A 12,603-nucleotide genomic window follows, 5' to 3' on the forward strand; every position below is an offset into this window, starting at 1 on the left:
AAGCCGTACAAACGGAGGTGAGCCGGGTAGGAAGATGGCCGCAATTGATGTACAGTTGTAAGAACGGGTGGAATAACAAGCTGCGCCTGGGCTTACATGATGGAACAAAGATTGTATGTAGATGCGGAGTGTTCAGCAATGAATCGAAAAATATTGTTAGTCGAAGACGATATGCTCATGCGGGAGTTTATAACGGATTATTTCAAAAAGGAACGGTGGGACGTGTACGAAGCGGAGAACGGCAGAGCGGGGCTTGAGCTTTTCGAGCAGATCTCAGTGGATCTTGTCGTTCTGGACATTATGATGCCGGAAATGGACGGGTGGTCCGTATGCAGGCGAATACGCGAGAAGTCGGCTGTACCGATCATCATCATTACGGCACGCTCGGAAGACGATGACCAGCTCATGGGTTTCGAGCTTGGAGCGGACGAATACGTGACGAAACCCTTAAGCCCGAGGGTGTTGGTAGCCCGCGCTACCGCATTAATGAAACGAACGGAAGGGACGATGGGTCAGGATGGCGACAGGCTTAGCTATGGCAATCTGCTGGTGAACCGGTTGGCCCATACCGTAACCGTGGCCGGAATGGCGATTAACTTGTCGCCGAAAGAGTACGAATTGCTCGTCTTTCTCACGAAGCACTATGGCAAGGTGTTGTCGCGCGAATATATTTTGGACGCCGTCTGGGGCTATGATTACTATGGCGACCTGCGCACTGTAGACACACATGTGAAAAAATTAAGAGCCAAGCTCGGAGACGAAGGGCGTTACATTCGCACCGTCATCCGCGCAGGCTATAAGTTCGAGACGGAAGCATGAGAAGGCATAGCATCGTTCGCAAGCTGTTCGTTGTTACGTCGGTGCTGATATTGATCGTTTTTTCCTTGGTTATGCTCGCGGAAGGGTTGTTCTTCGAGCGGTTCTACCGGATCTCCAAAATTCATTCTTTAGAGAGAAATATGAATGAATTCGCGGATCGATTCGGTTACACGGAGCCCGATAAACGCCTAGTATCGCCGCTGCTTGGCGCATTCATGAATCAGAATGATGCCAGTATCGCGGTCTTGAATGGCCGGTTCGAACGACAAACCTTGAATCCTTATTATTTGGAGCTGCAAACAGAGGGTCAAAGAGTGACGATTCTTATTTCGACGAGCGGCATGACGATGGATGCCATCCCGAAAGGACTCCGGCTTGGCGATAAGCTGACGGTAGATGGAATTTTTATGGATGAGAAAGACACGATCTTGCATCCTGTCGCTTTCGGTCCAACGAACCAAGAGCCCGAGTTCGGCATGGTGCGGGTAACGGGGAACATATCCGAGGTGCTGCTGCCCGAGCAGCGATCGTACAACCCCCTCTATCAGGATGCCCTTATCGACGATGCGCTTAACGGCTGGGTGCCGGAAGCGGAAACCTACCTAGCTCGCCTGCAGGACGGTTCTGTCGTTCATGCGGAATGGATGGACGAATGGAGCGGCGTTGAGTATGCAGTGCTCATTCGATCGCTGCCGGCGGGCAAGGACGGGGACCTTTATTTGCTCGCCATGACCTCTCTGCAGCCCGTGGGGGAAGCGGTGGGGATACTGAAGCAGTACGTCGTTTATATAGCGCCGATCATTGTCGTGCTCGTCATTCTTCTGTCCATGATTTATTCGAAAATCGTCTCGCGTCCGTTAGTCCAGCTGAGCCGATCGGCAGAACGTTTAGCCCGACTGGACTTTACCGAGCATCCCGAAATTCAATCAAAGGATGAGTTCGGGGAGCTGTCCCGTAATATGACGGCCTTGTCCCGCAATTTGGATTCTGCTTTGAGGGAGCTTACCCGTGCGAATGTGAAGATGCAGGAGGATATGAGGGAGAAAGAACGATCCGAGGAGCTTCGCAAGGAGCTGATCGCGAACATCTCCCATGAGCTGAAAACCCCGCTAGGCATCGTCAAAGGTTTCGCGGAGGGGCTGCAGGACGAGGTGGCCAGCGACAAGAGAGATCGTTACCTGTCCTTGATCGTGAATGAAGCGGATCGGATGAACGCTCTTATTATGGATATGCTGGAGCTCTCCAAGTTCGAAGCAAAAGCCATTCAGCTGTTGCCTAGAAGACTGGCGCTGCTCGGCCTGATTCAGAAGGTGGCCGATTCGTTCGACCAGCAGCTCGAGAGCAGGCAGCTTCGAATCCAATTCAACGCGGATGAAGGGGATAAACCGTTCGTTACCGCGGACGCTAGAAGGATCGAACAGGTTGTACTGAACTTATTAAGCAATGCCATTCGACATGCCGAGGAGAACAGCGTCATTACGATCAGCGTATTTCGTTCATCTGCCGTTAAAGTAACGACAACCATCGAAAACGTCGGGTCGCCTATTGCCGAGGAGGATCTGAGCCGGATATGGGATCAGTTCTACCGGGCGGAACGTTCCCGGGATCGCAAGTCCGGCGGAACGGGTCTCGGACTTGCGATTGTTAAGCATATTCTGGAGCTGCATGAGAGCGAGTATGACGTGAGGAACACGAACACAGGCGTCGCCTTTTCATTTAACTTAAACGAAAGCAGGGAAGAACCCAATGAAAAATAACAAACTTATATATACGATATTAACGCTGCTAGTGCTGCTTCTGACCAGTGCGTGCGGCACGCAGTCGAGCGCTGAAACGCCAGCGGATACGGAGGCAACGACGAAGCCGGCGGATTCCAGTCCGGCGAATACGGATGCGCCAACGGATGATTCGGCAAGCGCCGAAAAGGAAATATTAATTATTATCGATCAGACGCCTAAGCCGATCGAGGGAAATAGCTTCGATTTTGTCGTGAAGCAGCTTCCGGAAGGGTATGCGCTGGCTGAGATGCAGTGGGTCTCCGAGGCAAACATGATCATCGATTCGATTGATGATGCGATTGCCCACGGCGGCAACGGCGATGCAGGCTTTTACATCAGCGGCGACGGGCAATTTATGGGTTTCTTCTATCCGGATTCGATGAAAGGCGAGAAGGGGAAAGCCGTCTTCTTGTTCAAGAATGAAGCGGGCAAGGAGCTTACTTGGACAAAGGAAATAACGTTGAAGTAACTACGGCATACGCAACGAATAAAGGCACCAGGGTAACCGGGTGCCTTTCGCTGTTGCACGGCTAGTATTACCTATTCATAGCCTGGTATCTTCGAATCGTTCGATACATGCTTTGATTTTGCAAGTAACGGAAGCCGCCTACCAGCGGCGTGCAGTTCGCTTCGATCATCCACACCTTGCCGTTCACGTCTACTGCAAGGTCGTAACCCCAGATCGTCTGGGACCCGAAGGTGCGGGAAAATACTTTGGACGCTTGCAGAGACAGATAATCGAGATCGGCCATCGTTTTTCCGATATTTTTGATATTGGCCTGCTGTAATGCTCTTCGAACCGTTTCGACATTTGCGCCTTGCTGCAGGTTGGTAACCACGTATCCTTCTTTGCCGATCTTTGCGTGTTTACCGGTAATGATCCACTTGGAATCGCCTTTGCTGCGCTGAACGATATAACGGAAATCGATCAGTTTGCCTCCGACTTTGGCGAGCGGGATGCAATATTGGATAAGGAATGACCGCTTACCCGTAAGTCTGTTGATCAGGGGAACTAGCGAGTCCCGGCCGGTCACTTTCTGTTTGAAACCGAGTGTGTGCACATGATAAACCCCTTCATTTCCTTTCGACACTTTGATGATGCCGACGCCTCCGGAACCGACGACGGGCTTCAGTATGATCTCGGGGTAGAGATTCAGCATTTTCGATAGATTGGCGGGCGAGTATCTGTACGATTTCGGCAGAAATCTCGCCAACGCCGGACTGTTCATTAATAGCTGATGTTTATACCACTTATTTCTTCGTAATTCGCTTGCCATCGATACCACACCCTCGCTGCATAGTCTATTTACTATACGAGGGACAATACGCGCATGATTGGTCTATCGCCCGTTTGTGAGAAAATAGATTCGAACCTACGATTCATTTCTATCAGAGCGAATACACTATGTTCTGAGAAATGTTATTCGAAGGGGATGGTATAATTGGAGCCGCTTCTAACGCTTGAGCAGATTTTCGGCCGCGGGTATGTTATGAACGGGAGAGGCTCGTATCATAACAGCCAGTGGCTGCCCAATGAGGTTAGCCAGGATTCGTCTTCCGGCAGTTTACTGACGTTGGCCGGAGACATTCCGATGTTATGTCACACAGATGTCAGGGGAGAATCCTGTCTCGCGCTGCTCCAAGCGGCAGGCCTGCGAACCGGGTCCAATCTGCTGACCTACGAGGATGCCGACAGCTATTATGATTGGTTGAAAGGCCTGCAGCAGGACGGCAAGAGCGTCATATTTAATTATGCGCACCTGCCGGATGAATTTGAACCGGGCCAGTACTGGATTAAGAGGGAGCTTCACTTATTCCTCAATAATAAAAGAAATTTAGCCGAGCTCGTTCCGAATCGGCATGTCCCCAGTCGCGTGCTGCTATCGATAGACGAATTCATGAACAATGATCGTTTACCATACGATTATCCCTGCGTCGTCAAAGCGGCTACCGACCAGCCTAGCGGCGGGGGAATCGAGGTCGTCATTTGCCGGTCGGAGGCGGATCTCGAGCAGGCCAAGACGCTATTCCGCTCTTGTTCGTTCGTTGTCGCAGAGCAGTTTCTCGCGATTAAGAAAAATTTCTGCATTCAGTTCGCGCAAACGCACGCCGGGGAGCTGGTATATTTGGGCTCTGCCGAACAGATCATAACGGAGCAAGGAAAATACGCGGGAAACTGGTTCGATGAGCATGACCAGCCGCCTGCCGAAGCGGTCGAGCTATGCAAGCAGGTTATGCGCAAGGCGGTGTCGCTAGGCTACTTGGGGTTTGCCGGTATAGATACGGTTATTACGGAGGACAATCAAATCTATATCATTGATTTGAACTTCCGCCAGAACGGTTCGACGGCGGCGCTCCTCTATCGGAACAGTGTCGTAAGCGAGTGGGGAGCGACCGTGATGAAAGCGAGGAAGTGGAAGTCGGATCGCGCTTTCGGTGAATGCAAGAGAGCGGTAGAGTCGTTCATATCGGAGAAGCGCCTGCTGCCGCTGTGCATCTTCAACCCGACGGTTCAAACGGCGGAAAGGCCCATATTCGTGTCTTGCGTATTGGTCGGGAACTCCAAAGACGAGGTCATGGAAGCCGAACGGCAAATGCAAGCGCTGGGTTTTGAATAAAGGTTAGGTTATATGCAGCAAAAAAAGCTGTCCGTAAGTCATTGCTCGATGACGAACGGGCAGCTTTTCTTCGTATCGTCCTCGTCTTATTCCTGGTTAGACAGCTTGTCCTGCGCCAGGCGAATCATTTCCCGAACCATCGAGCCGCCGATTTTGCCTCCGATATGGCCTGCCGCTTCCGTCGTTAATTCGCCGTTGTCGGCTGACTTTAGCGGGATCCCGAGCTCCTTGGCCACCTCGTACTTCACATCGTCCGGGCGGTTCGGGTCAACCGCATAACCTTCTCGCTTCATCACGTCTGCTTTGAACGTTTGCATAGCTTGCTCCGCTCCGGCTACCGTATATCTTCTTCTTCTTCCCATAATGCCCACTCCTTTCATTTCCTTTATCATGCCCTTTTGCAGTAGGAATAGATGCCGAATAAATTTTTCCAGCGGGAATAGCGTGAGATTGGCCTCCATGCAAGTATTACCCGTAACTTTTCCGCATTAGCTGTCGTCTACATAAGCATATTCTCCAAAAGGTGGGTTAAAATGTTTAAATCTACTGCCATTACCGTCCTATTGACCGCTCTAATCCTGCTGACGGCATGCGGAGGAGATGCGGAACCCAAAGCAGAAACCGACACAGAAGTAACTACGCCTGAGAGCCATGTAGCAGAGGTGGAAACCCCCGGCGCGGAGAATGGCGACAATGGGCTGAAAGACCAAGATGTTACGGAGACAAATCAGCCGGATGTAGACAATTTTGAATCGGCACAATTGATAAACCTGGAATCCTACAAAGATCAATTTACCGACGGCAAAGAGCTCGTACTTACCGCGCTCGAAAACAACCTCGTCTCGTTGGTTGAGCATAACGACACGCTTTACCGATCCGGATTTGTGAATGAAAAGCTGGCAGACGATATGAAGGATTATTACGGCGAACAATTCAAGTATCGGTTTATAGACATCGAGAGTATTGAACAAAATTTGTCTTGGGGAAATGTACATATCACAGTTTTGGGACAACGTCTGGATACGACAACCAAGACGATCTCAGAAGTCAAAATGATGTATGCTTTTCGGGAAAACGACGAAGGAGAATGGATGATTCATACGATCGATTGATACACAGGTAGGCCCTTCCTGCGTCATGCGCAGAAGGGCCGTCAATTAGATATCGCCGAAGCGGTTGCCTGCGGCTACGCCCTTGGGCGATATGCGTTCGATCTCTGCCAGATCATCAGTCGTCAGCGCGACTCGCAGCGCGCCGAGATTCTCTTGCACGCGATCCAGCTGCTTCGTTCCCGGAATCGGGACGATCTGCTCGCCTTGCGACAGCAGCCATGCCAGTCCCAGCTGGGCGGGCGTGCAGCCTTTCTGCGCAGCCAGCTTCTCGATCAAGGAGACGACCTCCACGTTCTTGAGGAAGTTGTCGCCTTGGAACCTGGGGAACAGGCGCCGATAATCGTCTTCGGGCAAATCCTCGAACTTCTTGATCTGACCGGTCAGGAAACCTCGCCCCAGGGGGCTATAAGGCACCAAGCCGATGCCTAACTCCTTCAGAACCGGCAGAACCTCGTCCTCGACTTCCCTGCTCCAAAGCGAATATTCGGTTTGAACCGCCGTAATCGGATGTACGGAGTGTGCCCGGCGAACGATGTCGGCAGGTGCTTCCGACAAGCCGATGTAACGGATTTTGCCTTGTTGAACGAGATCGGCCAGCGTGCCTACCGTCTCTTCGATGGGCGTATTGGGATCAACCCGATGCTGGTAATACAGATCGATGTAATCGATGCCTAAACTGTAGAGGCTGGCGTCGACCGATTTCTTGATATAAGCCGGATCGCCCTTCGGGCCTTGACCGTGCGTAACGCCGAATTTAGTCGCAATAATAGCTACCTCCCGGCGGCTCTTAAGAGCACGGCCAAGCAGTTTCTCATTACCCCCGAACCGTCCCAGCATGAACTCCCCGTATAGATCGGCCGTATCGAACAGGGTCACGCCCAGATCCAGCGCTCCTTGAATCGTGCGCACGGAATCATCGTTATCGGGCATCATCATCGTTCCAAGGCCGAGTGCGGACACCTCAAGCCCCTCGTTGCCTAGTTTTCTTCTTTGCAGCATATGGATTCCCTCACTTCTATCGTATAAGAATCGATGGAACATGGGCTCATTCTAATCGATCCTTCCAGGGGCAACCACACAACGCTTTTGCTAGTAAAAAAATTACCCGTCAGCATCCTCATCCGTAACCGGCGTGTAGATGCATATGTGAATATCCGGGCTGTCGGACAGATTCGACAACGAATTAATATCGAAAGCAATAGGCTTATCGCTATCAGGGATCTGTAAAACAACCCGGCTTACTTTTTTGAGCTGGATATCGTAACGGTTCCACATCCGCTCGAACTCCGCGCTGTTCCTCATAAGCTGCTCCACCGTCTGCTCAAACCAAGGATCATCCTGATGTTTATCATAATAAGTTCTGAACACGGCAACGGAATAGGACGCGAACGGTTCGAGGTTCACGATGCGTCGACGGACGTCCGCGTCCTCGAAAAACAACCGAATGAAATAACGGTCCTTCGCAGGAATGGAAGCAAAGTCGGCTAACATCCTGCTGGCTGCCTCATTCCAAGCGAGAATTTCGGTTCTCTCATTGGTGATATAAGAAGGGTAAGCGAGCTGATCGATAATGTTCTGCAGCTGCGGATAAACCACGGTTGGAGCCGAGGGGGGCGTATTAGGCGCGTGCGGATTCCATAGCTGAAATAAATGCAAACGCTCGTCCGGTGACAATCGGAGCGCCTTGGCAATGTTTTCGATCACTTCCCTCGACGCGGTTAATTCTCTGCCTTGTTCCAGCCACGTATAGTAAGTGACGCTCACGCCCGCCAGTATGGCGACTTCCTCGCGACGCAGTCCAGGCGTCTTCCGCTGTCCGCTAATGTAGCTTAAACCCGCGTCCTCCGGCGACAGACGTTCCCTGCGCGATTTGAGAAACGCTCCCATCGTTTTAGCTTTGCTGTTGTCAACGCTCATAGGTAGGTCACCTGCCTTTCCTAAAGAAATTATAGCACTCCATGGAATAGTAACTCCATTCTACCAGTATTTTGGCGGTGATAATGACTAGCATCCTTGATATAATTCCGAAATTGGATAAACCCGAGGAGGCAAAACAAATTTCGTGAATCGTTTTCTAGGTAAAATCGTAACAGCGACAATCGCCGGCATCTTGGCAGCGAGCCTATTGCCGCAGGCTGCGTCTGCCGATAAGGGACAGCCGTTTGATGATATTAGTAAGAGCTATGCCCGAAATGAAATCATAGATTTATATAATAAGAAAATCCTTGCCGGTACATCGGCTACAACCTTCTCGCCTGCGAAGTCGATTACGAGAGCTGAGTTCATCACGGTTCTGGGCCGTCTGCTGAAGCTTGAGCCCGTGGCAAGCCCGATAACTCCCTATACCGACGTCGCGAAGAGCGCTTGGTATTACGGCTCGATTCAAGCGGCGGTTCAGCTGGAACTGGTAAGCGGCACATCGGCAACGACCTTCGCCCCGGCTAAGGCGGTTACGCGGCAAGAGGCCGCCGTCATGATCGCGAATGCGTTCAATCAGACGGGAAGTAGGGCGGACAGCCATCTAACATACGAGGATAAAGGGAAAATTGCCGGGTGGGCAATCGACGCCGTCGCTATCGTCAATGAGCTTGGCCTAATGAAAGGCGATACTTCCGGCAGCTTCCGGCCATTGAGCCCGATAACCAGGCAGGAAACGGCCGTCCTTCTAGCTCATGTGCTGGAGCGGGACGGCTGGGCGGCGGAGCTTGCGGCTAAGCCGGACGAACGTATTGTCCTGGGTTGGCAGTATGGGCAGACGACGACGCAGTACCAGAGCCATATTTTACGGTCGAATGTGAATACCTTGTCTCCGCGTTGGTACTTTGTCGGCAGCACGGGGGCCGTGGGTGATACCACGGATACGAAGCTGGCAGCATGGGCTAAGAGCAACGGCAAGAAAATATGGGCGATGGTAGGCAACCGTTCCGACCAGGAAGCTACCCACCAGCTATTGTCCAGCACCTCTGCAAGAACGGCCGCGGTTAATGGGCTCGCGGCACGCGTAAGCCAGTATGGACTGGATGGACTGAATATCGATTTTGAAAACGTAGCGCCGGCTGATCGCGCGAACTTCACAGCCTTTGTGTCTCAATTGGCGGTTAAGCTTCATGCGCTGGGCAAGATGCTGTCGGTCGATGTCTCTCCCGATCTCGGCACCGACTGGACGGAGGCGTTTGATTATGCGGCGCTCGGAAAGCAAGCCGATTACATGGTATTGATGGGCTACGATGAGCATTATGGCGGGAGCTTATATCCGGGACCGAATGCTTCGCTTCCTTATGATGAACAGGCCGTCAATACGATTCTGAAAGTCGTTGCCAGCAACAAGATCATACTGGCATTACCCTTCTATAATCGCGACTGGTCGCTGAATCCCAACGGTACGGTATTGTCTTCGGCCTTCGTCTCGCTAACCGAACAGAACCAAACGATTGCGAGTTACGGGCTTAAGCCGGTATGGAGTCCGGATTTAGGACAGTATGTGGCCAGCTATTCGAAGCAAGCCATCAAACATACGATATGGATCGAGGATGGCCGTTCCGTTATTGCGAAGTATCAGCTGGCGGTGAAGAGCAAGCTGGCAGGCGTTGCCTATTGGTACATTGGCGGAGAGAGCCCGGATCTATGGGCCAGCCTCAGAAACGCAGAGAAATATTACGACTATTCGTTTCGATAACAAAAAGCACGTTCGTTGCCTCTAAGCATCGAACGTGCTTTATCGATTTTATACGGTCGTAATTTCCGCCTGTGCAGGCTGCAGCCCGTGGGACGCGGCTTTCACGACGATTCGTCCCGGCAACTGCGTCGTTCTAATGTAGGCAAGAAGCTTGCCGTTATGCAATTTCCTCGCTCTGGAGCTATAGGGCGTGAGGTCCTTGATATCTCCGTTCTCCATGCCGATGATCTCTCCCGGTCCCTCGATAGACAGCTCAATTGAATGGTCGGATACATATACAAAATGCCCGTCGCTGTCAGTCAACTGAATCTCGACGTGAGCAATATCTTCACCGTCTGCCTTCAGCTCCGAATAATCCAAACGCATAGCGATCTGCTCCGGCTTGGAGACGGTACGAAGCATGCACGTATATCGTTTCCCGTCAGAGCCTTTGGCTACAGCTTCTAGGATCCCCTCTTCAAAGGCGACCTCCCAAGTCAAGTAGAGCTGGGGAGCATCCCTAAGACGCTTCGTGCCCAAAGAGCGGCCATTGATGAAGAGCTCGGCTTCTTCGCAGTTTGTATGGCAGGTGATCTTGAGTTCCTCTCCATCTGTCCAGTTCCAATGGGGAACGCCGCCCGTCCACCTTCCGCGGGCTCCATGATCGGATTTAACCATTTTCATGGAAGTAAGGTACACCATCGGTTCCTCGCTCCATAGACTTTGACGGTAGTAATAGCTCGATTTCTTAAACCCGGCAAGATCCAGAAATCCGGCTGCTGCGACCCTTACGGGCCAGCCCTTCGCTTCTCCCAAATAATCGATGCCGGTCCAAATGAATTGGGCACTCATATAGTAATTGTCCCTGACGGCGAGCCACGCTTCCAGACTGGGGCTGTTTTCGCTGCCGTAGGTGACTCTGTCCGGGTATTTCCGATGATCCTCGTCGTAGAACTGTTCTTTGTAATTGTAGCCTACCACATCAAGAGCATCCGCGTATCCGGTCAGATTGGACAACTCGGGAAAAGCAAGCGCTGCCGTCACGGGCCTTGTCGTATCGCATTCCTTGACGTACCTCGCGAGGCGTCTCGCGATCGTTGCCAGCCTCTCGGCGTTCGGTTTGTTCGGATCGTATTTTCTTTCGGCTGCCGGTTTGTTGGCATCGTTATTGCCGGTCATCGTCTCGAAGTACGGGTGGCAATACGGATCATTCGGATAGTCGACTTCATTGCCGATGCTCCACATGATGATGGAAGGATGGTTGCGGTCTCTAAGCACCATCTCCTTCAAGTCCGCTTCGCCCCACTGCGGAAAGTCCTCGTAATAGCCAAAATGCTTGGGCGGGTACACGTTGTGGCCGGTCGACCACTTGTTCTTCACGCCTTCCCATTCGTCGAACGCTTCATCGATGACGAGAAAACCCATGACGTCGCATAAGTCCAGCAAATTCGGCGCGGGCGGATTATGGCTCATTCGAATCGCGTTGCAGCCCATTTCCTTCAAGGCCGTAAGCCTGCGTTCCCATACTTTCGCGGGCACCGCTGCACCAAGGCCGCCTGCGTCATGATGCACGCATACGCCTTTCATTTTCATATTGACGCCATTCAGGAAGAAGCCTTTGTTGGCATCGAATCGGAACGAGCGGATGCCGACAACGGTTTGTACGCGGTCAAGCACCACGCCGTCTTTGCTGAGCTCTGTACGCATCGTATACAGGGATGGGCTATCCGGCGACCATAACTTCGGATTAGCGACAACGATAGTCCCATTACCTTCAACTGCCGATTCGGCGAGGGCGGTCAATGCGTCTGTTGCTTGCCCGATAATTTTTCCGTTTCCGTCCAATAGCACATTGGTCACTTGAATCGTCTCGTCTTGGAGGGTCTCATTAGACAGGAGGACCTGAACGGCTACCGTCGCTTGCTCCAAGGAAACGTCCGGCGTCGTTACGAATACGCCGTATTGATCGATGTGAATGGGATCCGTAACGGTTAGATAGACGTCCCTGTAGATGCCCGAGCCGGTGAACCATCTGGAATCCGCGATATCCTTGTGATCCACCTTGACCGATATAAGATTGTCGCTGTCTCCAAAGGACACGCAGTCCGTAATGTCATGCGTAAACGTGCTGTACCCGTAAGGCCTTTTCCCCAAATAGTAGCTGTTGCACCATACCTGGGCGTTGTTATAGATACCCTCGAAGGTGATATATACGCGCTTACCCCGCAAATCTTGCGGCAAGTCGAACCTCTTTCTATACCAACCAATGCCGCCTGGCAGGTAGCCGGTTCCGCTGGAATGCTCCTCGGAAAACGGTTCTTCGACGGACCAGTCATGAGGCAGCGTTACCTTCCTCCAGCTAGCGTCGTCGAAGCCTTTGTACCATGCGCCAAGCTCGTCGCCTCTGTGGAACGTCCAATCCAGATTCATCCGTTCAATGCGTCTTCCCTTGCTCATCGTAAGTCTCCTTCCGCTCCCTAAGCCGTAGGGGCATCCTGTATTCGCATATTCACAAAATTGCTCACCGCTAACCGGTTGTCTAGATGGCCGCGCTTTCATTATAAGGTTATAATGAGGACTGGAGAATATCGCATATTGCTATTAACATAGACAAAATTGTC

General features: G+C 51.9%; 11 protein-coding genes. 6 read left to right on the plus strand and 5 right to left on the minus strand.

Going from position 1 to position 12,603, the window contains the following annotated elements; genetic code table 11:
- The first annotated feature begins 138 nt into the window (after positions 1 to 138).
- From J2T14_RS19010 to J2T14_RS19020, 3 genes are read left to right on the plus strand one after another with little or no spacing between them, the layout of a single operon-like run.
- The gene (locus J2T14_RS19010; RefSeq protein WP_307473254.1) at positions 139 to 819 is read left to right on the plus strand and encodes a response regulator transcription factor; all 681 of its coding nucleotides are present in this window, start codon (positions 139 to 141) and stop codon (positions 817 to 819) included.
- Positions 816 to 2,576: a sensor histidine kinase gene (locus J2T14_RS19015; RefSeq protein ID WP_307473255.1), complete on the plus strand. Its 1,761-nt coding sequence runs from the start codon at positions 816 to 818 to the stop codon at positions 2,574 to 2,576. Before J2T14_RS19010 ends, J2T14_RS19015 begins: the two co-directional genes overlap by 4 nt.
- Positions 2,566 to 3,066 carry a hypothetical protein gene (locus tag J2T14_RS19020; RefSeq protein WP_307473257.1) on the plus strand — a complete coding sequence of 167 codons (501 nt, stop codon included), beginning with the start codon at positions 2,566 to 2,568 and terminating at the stop codon, positions 3,064 to 3,066. Before J2T14_RS19015 ends, J2T14_RS19020 begins: the two co-directional genes overlap by 11 nt.
- A gap of 67 nt (positions 3,067 to 3,133) precedes the next feature.
- On the opposite strand, the gene J2T14_RS19025 is transcribed toward J2T14_RS19020, so the two are convergent.
- Complete coding sequence (locus J2T14_RS19025) at positions 3,134 to 3,874, minus strand: YheC/YheD family protein (protein WP_307473259.1); 741 nt, start codon at positions 3,872 to 3,874, stop codon at positions 3,134 to 3,136.
- A 165-nt stretch (positions 3,875 to 4,039) separates the two neighbouring features.
- On the opposite strand from J2T14_RS19025, the gene J2T14_RS19030 reads away from it, so the two are divergent.
- Positions 4,040 to 5,215 (plus strand): ATP-grasp domain-containing protein, encoded by a 1,176-nt coding sequence (locus tag J2T14_RS19030; RefSeq protein WP_307473261.1) that lies wholly within the window; start codon positions 4,040 to 4,042, stop codon positions 5,213 to 5,215.
- Positions 5,216 to 5,301: 86 nt separating this feature from the next.
- On the opposite strand, the gene J2T14_RS19035 is transcribed toward J2T14_RS19030, so the two are convergent.
- The gene (locus J2T14_RS19035; RefSeq protein WP_307204872.1) at positions 5,302 to 5,577 is read right to left on the minus strand and encodes an alpha/beta-type small acid-soluble spore protein; all 276 of its coding nucleotides are present in this window, start codon (positions 5,575 to 5,577) and stop codon (positions 5,302 to 5,304) included.
- A gap of 171 nt (positions 5,578 to 5,748) precedes the next feature.
- On the opposite strand from J2T14_RS19035, the gene J2T14_RS19040 reads away from it, so the two are divergent.
- The gene (locus J2T14_RS19040) at positions 5,749 to 6,327 is read left to right on the plus strand and encodes a hypothetical protein (RefSeq protein ID WP_307473263.1); all 579 of its coding nucleotides are present in this window, start codon (positions 5,749 to 5,751) and stop codon (positions 6,325 to 6,327) included.
- A 45-nt stretch (positions 6,328 to 6,372) separates the two neighbouring features.
- Here J2T14_RS19040 and J2T14_RS19045 read toward each other — a convergent pair whose 3' ends face one another.
- The gene (locus J2T14_RS19045; protein ID WP_307473834.1) at positions 6,373 to 7,323 is read right to left on the minus strand and encodes an aldo/keto reductase; all 951 of its coding nucleotides are present in this window, start codon (positions 7,321 to 7,323) and stop codon (positions 6,373 to 6,375) included.
- A 105-nt stretch (positions 7,324 to 7,428) separates the two neighbouring features.
- The gene (locus J2T14_RS19050; protein ID WP_307473265.1) at positions 7,429 to 8,244 is read right to left on the minus strand and encodes a helix-turn-helix transcriptional regulator; all 816 of its coding nucleotides are present in this window, start codon (positions 8,242 to 8,244) and stop codon (positions 7,429 to 7,431) included.
- Positions 8,245 to 8,389: 145 nt separating this feature from the next.
- Here J2T14_RS19050 and J2T14_RS19055 point away from each other — a divergent pair, with 145 nt between their 5' ends.
- Entirely contained in the window at positions 8,390 to 10,003 is a 1,614-nt protein-coding gene (locus J2T14_RS19055) for an S-layer homology domain-containing protein (protein WP_307473267.1), read from the plus strand.
- A 48-nt stretch (positions 10,004 to 10,051) separates the two neighbouring features.
- Here the strand turns inward: J2T14_RS19055 and J2T14_RS19060 are convergent, their stop codons facing one another.
- Entirely contained in the window at positions 10,052 to 12,439 is a 2,388-nt protein-coding gene (locus tag J2T14_RS19060) for a glycoside hydrolase family 2 TIM barrel-domain containing protein (protein WP_307473270.1), read from the minus strand.
- Positions 12,440 to 12,603 lie beyond the last annotated feature (164 nt).

The sequence above is a fragment of the Paenibacillus harenae genome (genome assembly GCF_030812415.1).
Lineage (GTDB): Bacteria > Bacillota > Bacilli > Paenibacillales > Paenibacillaceae > Pristimantibacillus > Pristimantibacillus harenae_A.

Excerpts from the sequence above, each read along its gene's own strand:
- J2T14_RS19050 (WP_307473265.1), bottom strand. The coding sequence starts at position 8,244 with ATGAGCGTTGACAACAGCAAAGCTAAAACGATGGGAGCGTTTCTCAAA.
- J2T14_RS19015 (WP_307473255.1), top strand. The coding sequence starts at position 816 with ATGAGAAGGCATAGCATCGTTCGCAAGCTGTTCGTTGTTACGTCGGTG.
- J2T14_RS19035 (WP_307204872.1), bottom strand. The coding sequence starts at position 5,577 with ATGGGAAGAAGAAGAAGATATACGGTAGCCGGAGCGGAGCAAGCTATG.
- J2T14_RS19060 (WP_307473270.1), bottom strand. The coding sequence starts at position 12,439 with ATGAGCAAGGGAAGACGCATTGAACGGATGAATCTGGATTGGACGTTC.
- J2T14_RS19025 (WP_307473259.1), bottom strand. The coding sequence starts at position 3,874 with ATGGCAAGCGAATTACGAAGAAATAAGTGGTATAAACATCAGCTATTA.
- J2T14_RS19010 (WP_307473254.1), top strand. The coding sequence starts at position 139 with ATGAATCGAAAAATATTGTTAGTCGAAGACGATATGCTCATGCGGGAG.
- J2T14_RS19040 (WP_307473263.1), top strand. The coding sequence starts at position 5,749 with ATGTTTAAATCTACTGCCATTACCGTCCTATTGACCGCTCTAATCCTG.
- J2T14_RS19020 (WP_307473257.1), top strand. The coding sequence starts at position 2,566 with ATGAAAAATAACAAACTTATATATACGATATTAACGCTGCTAGTGCTG.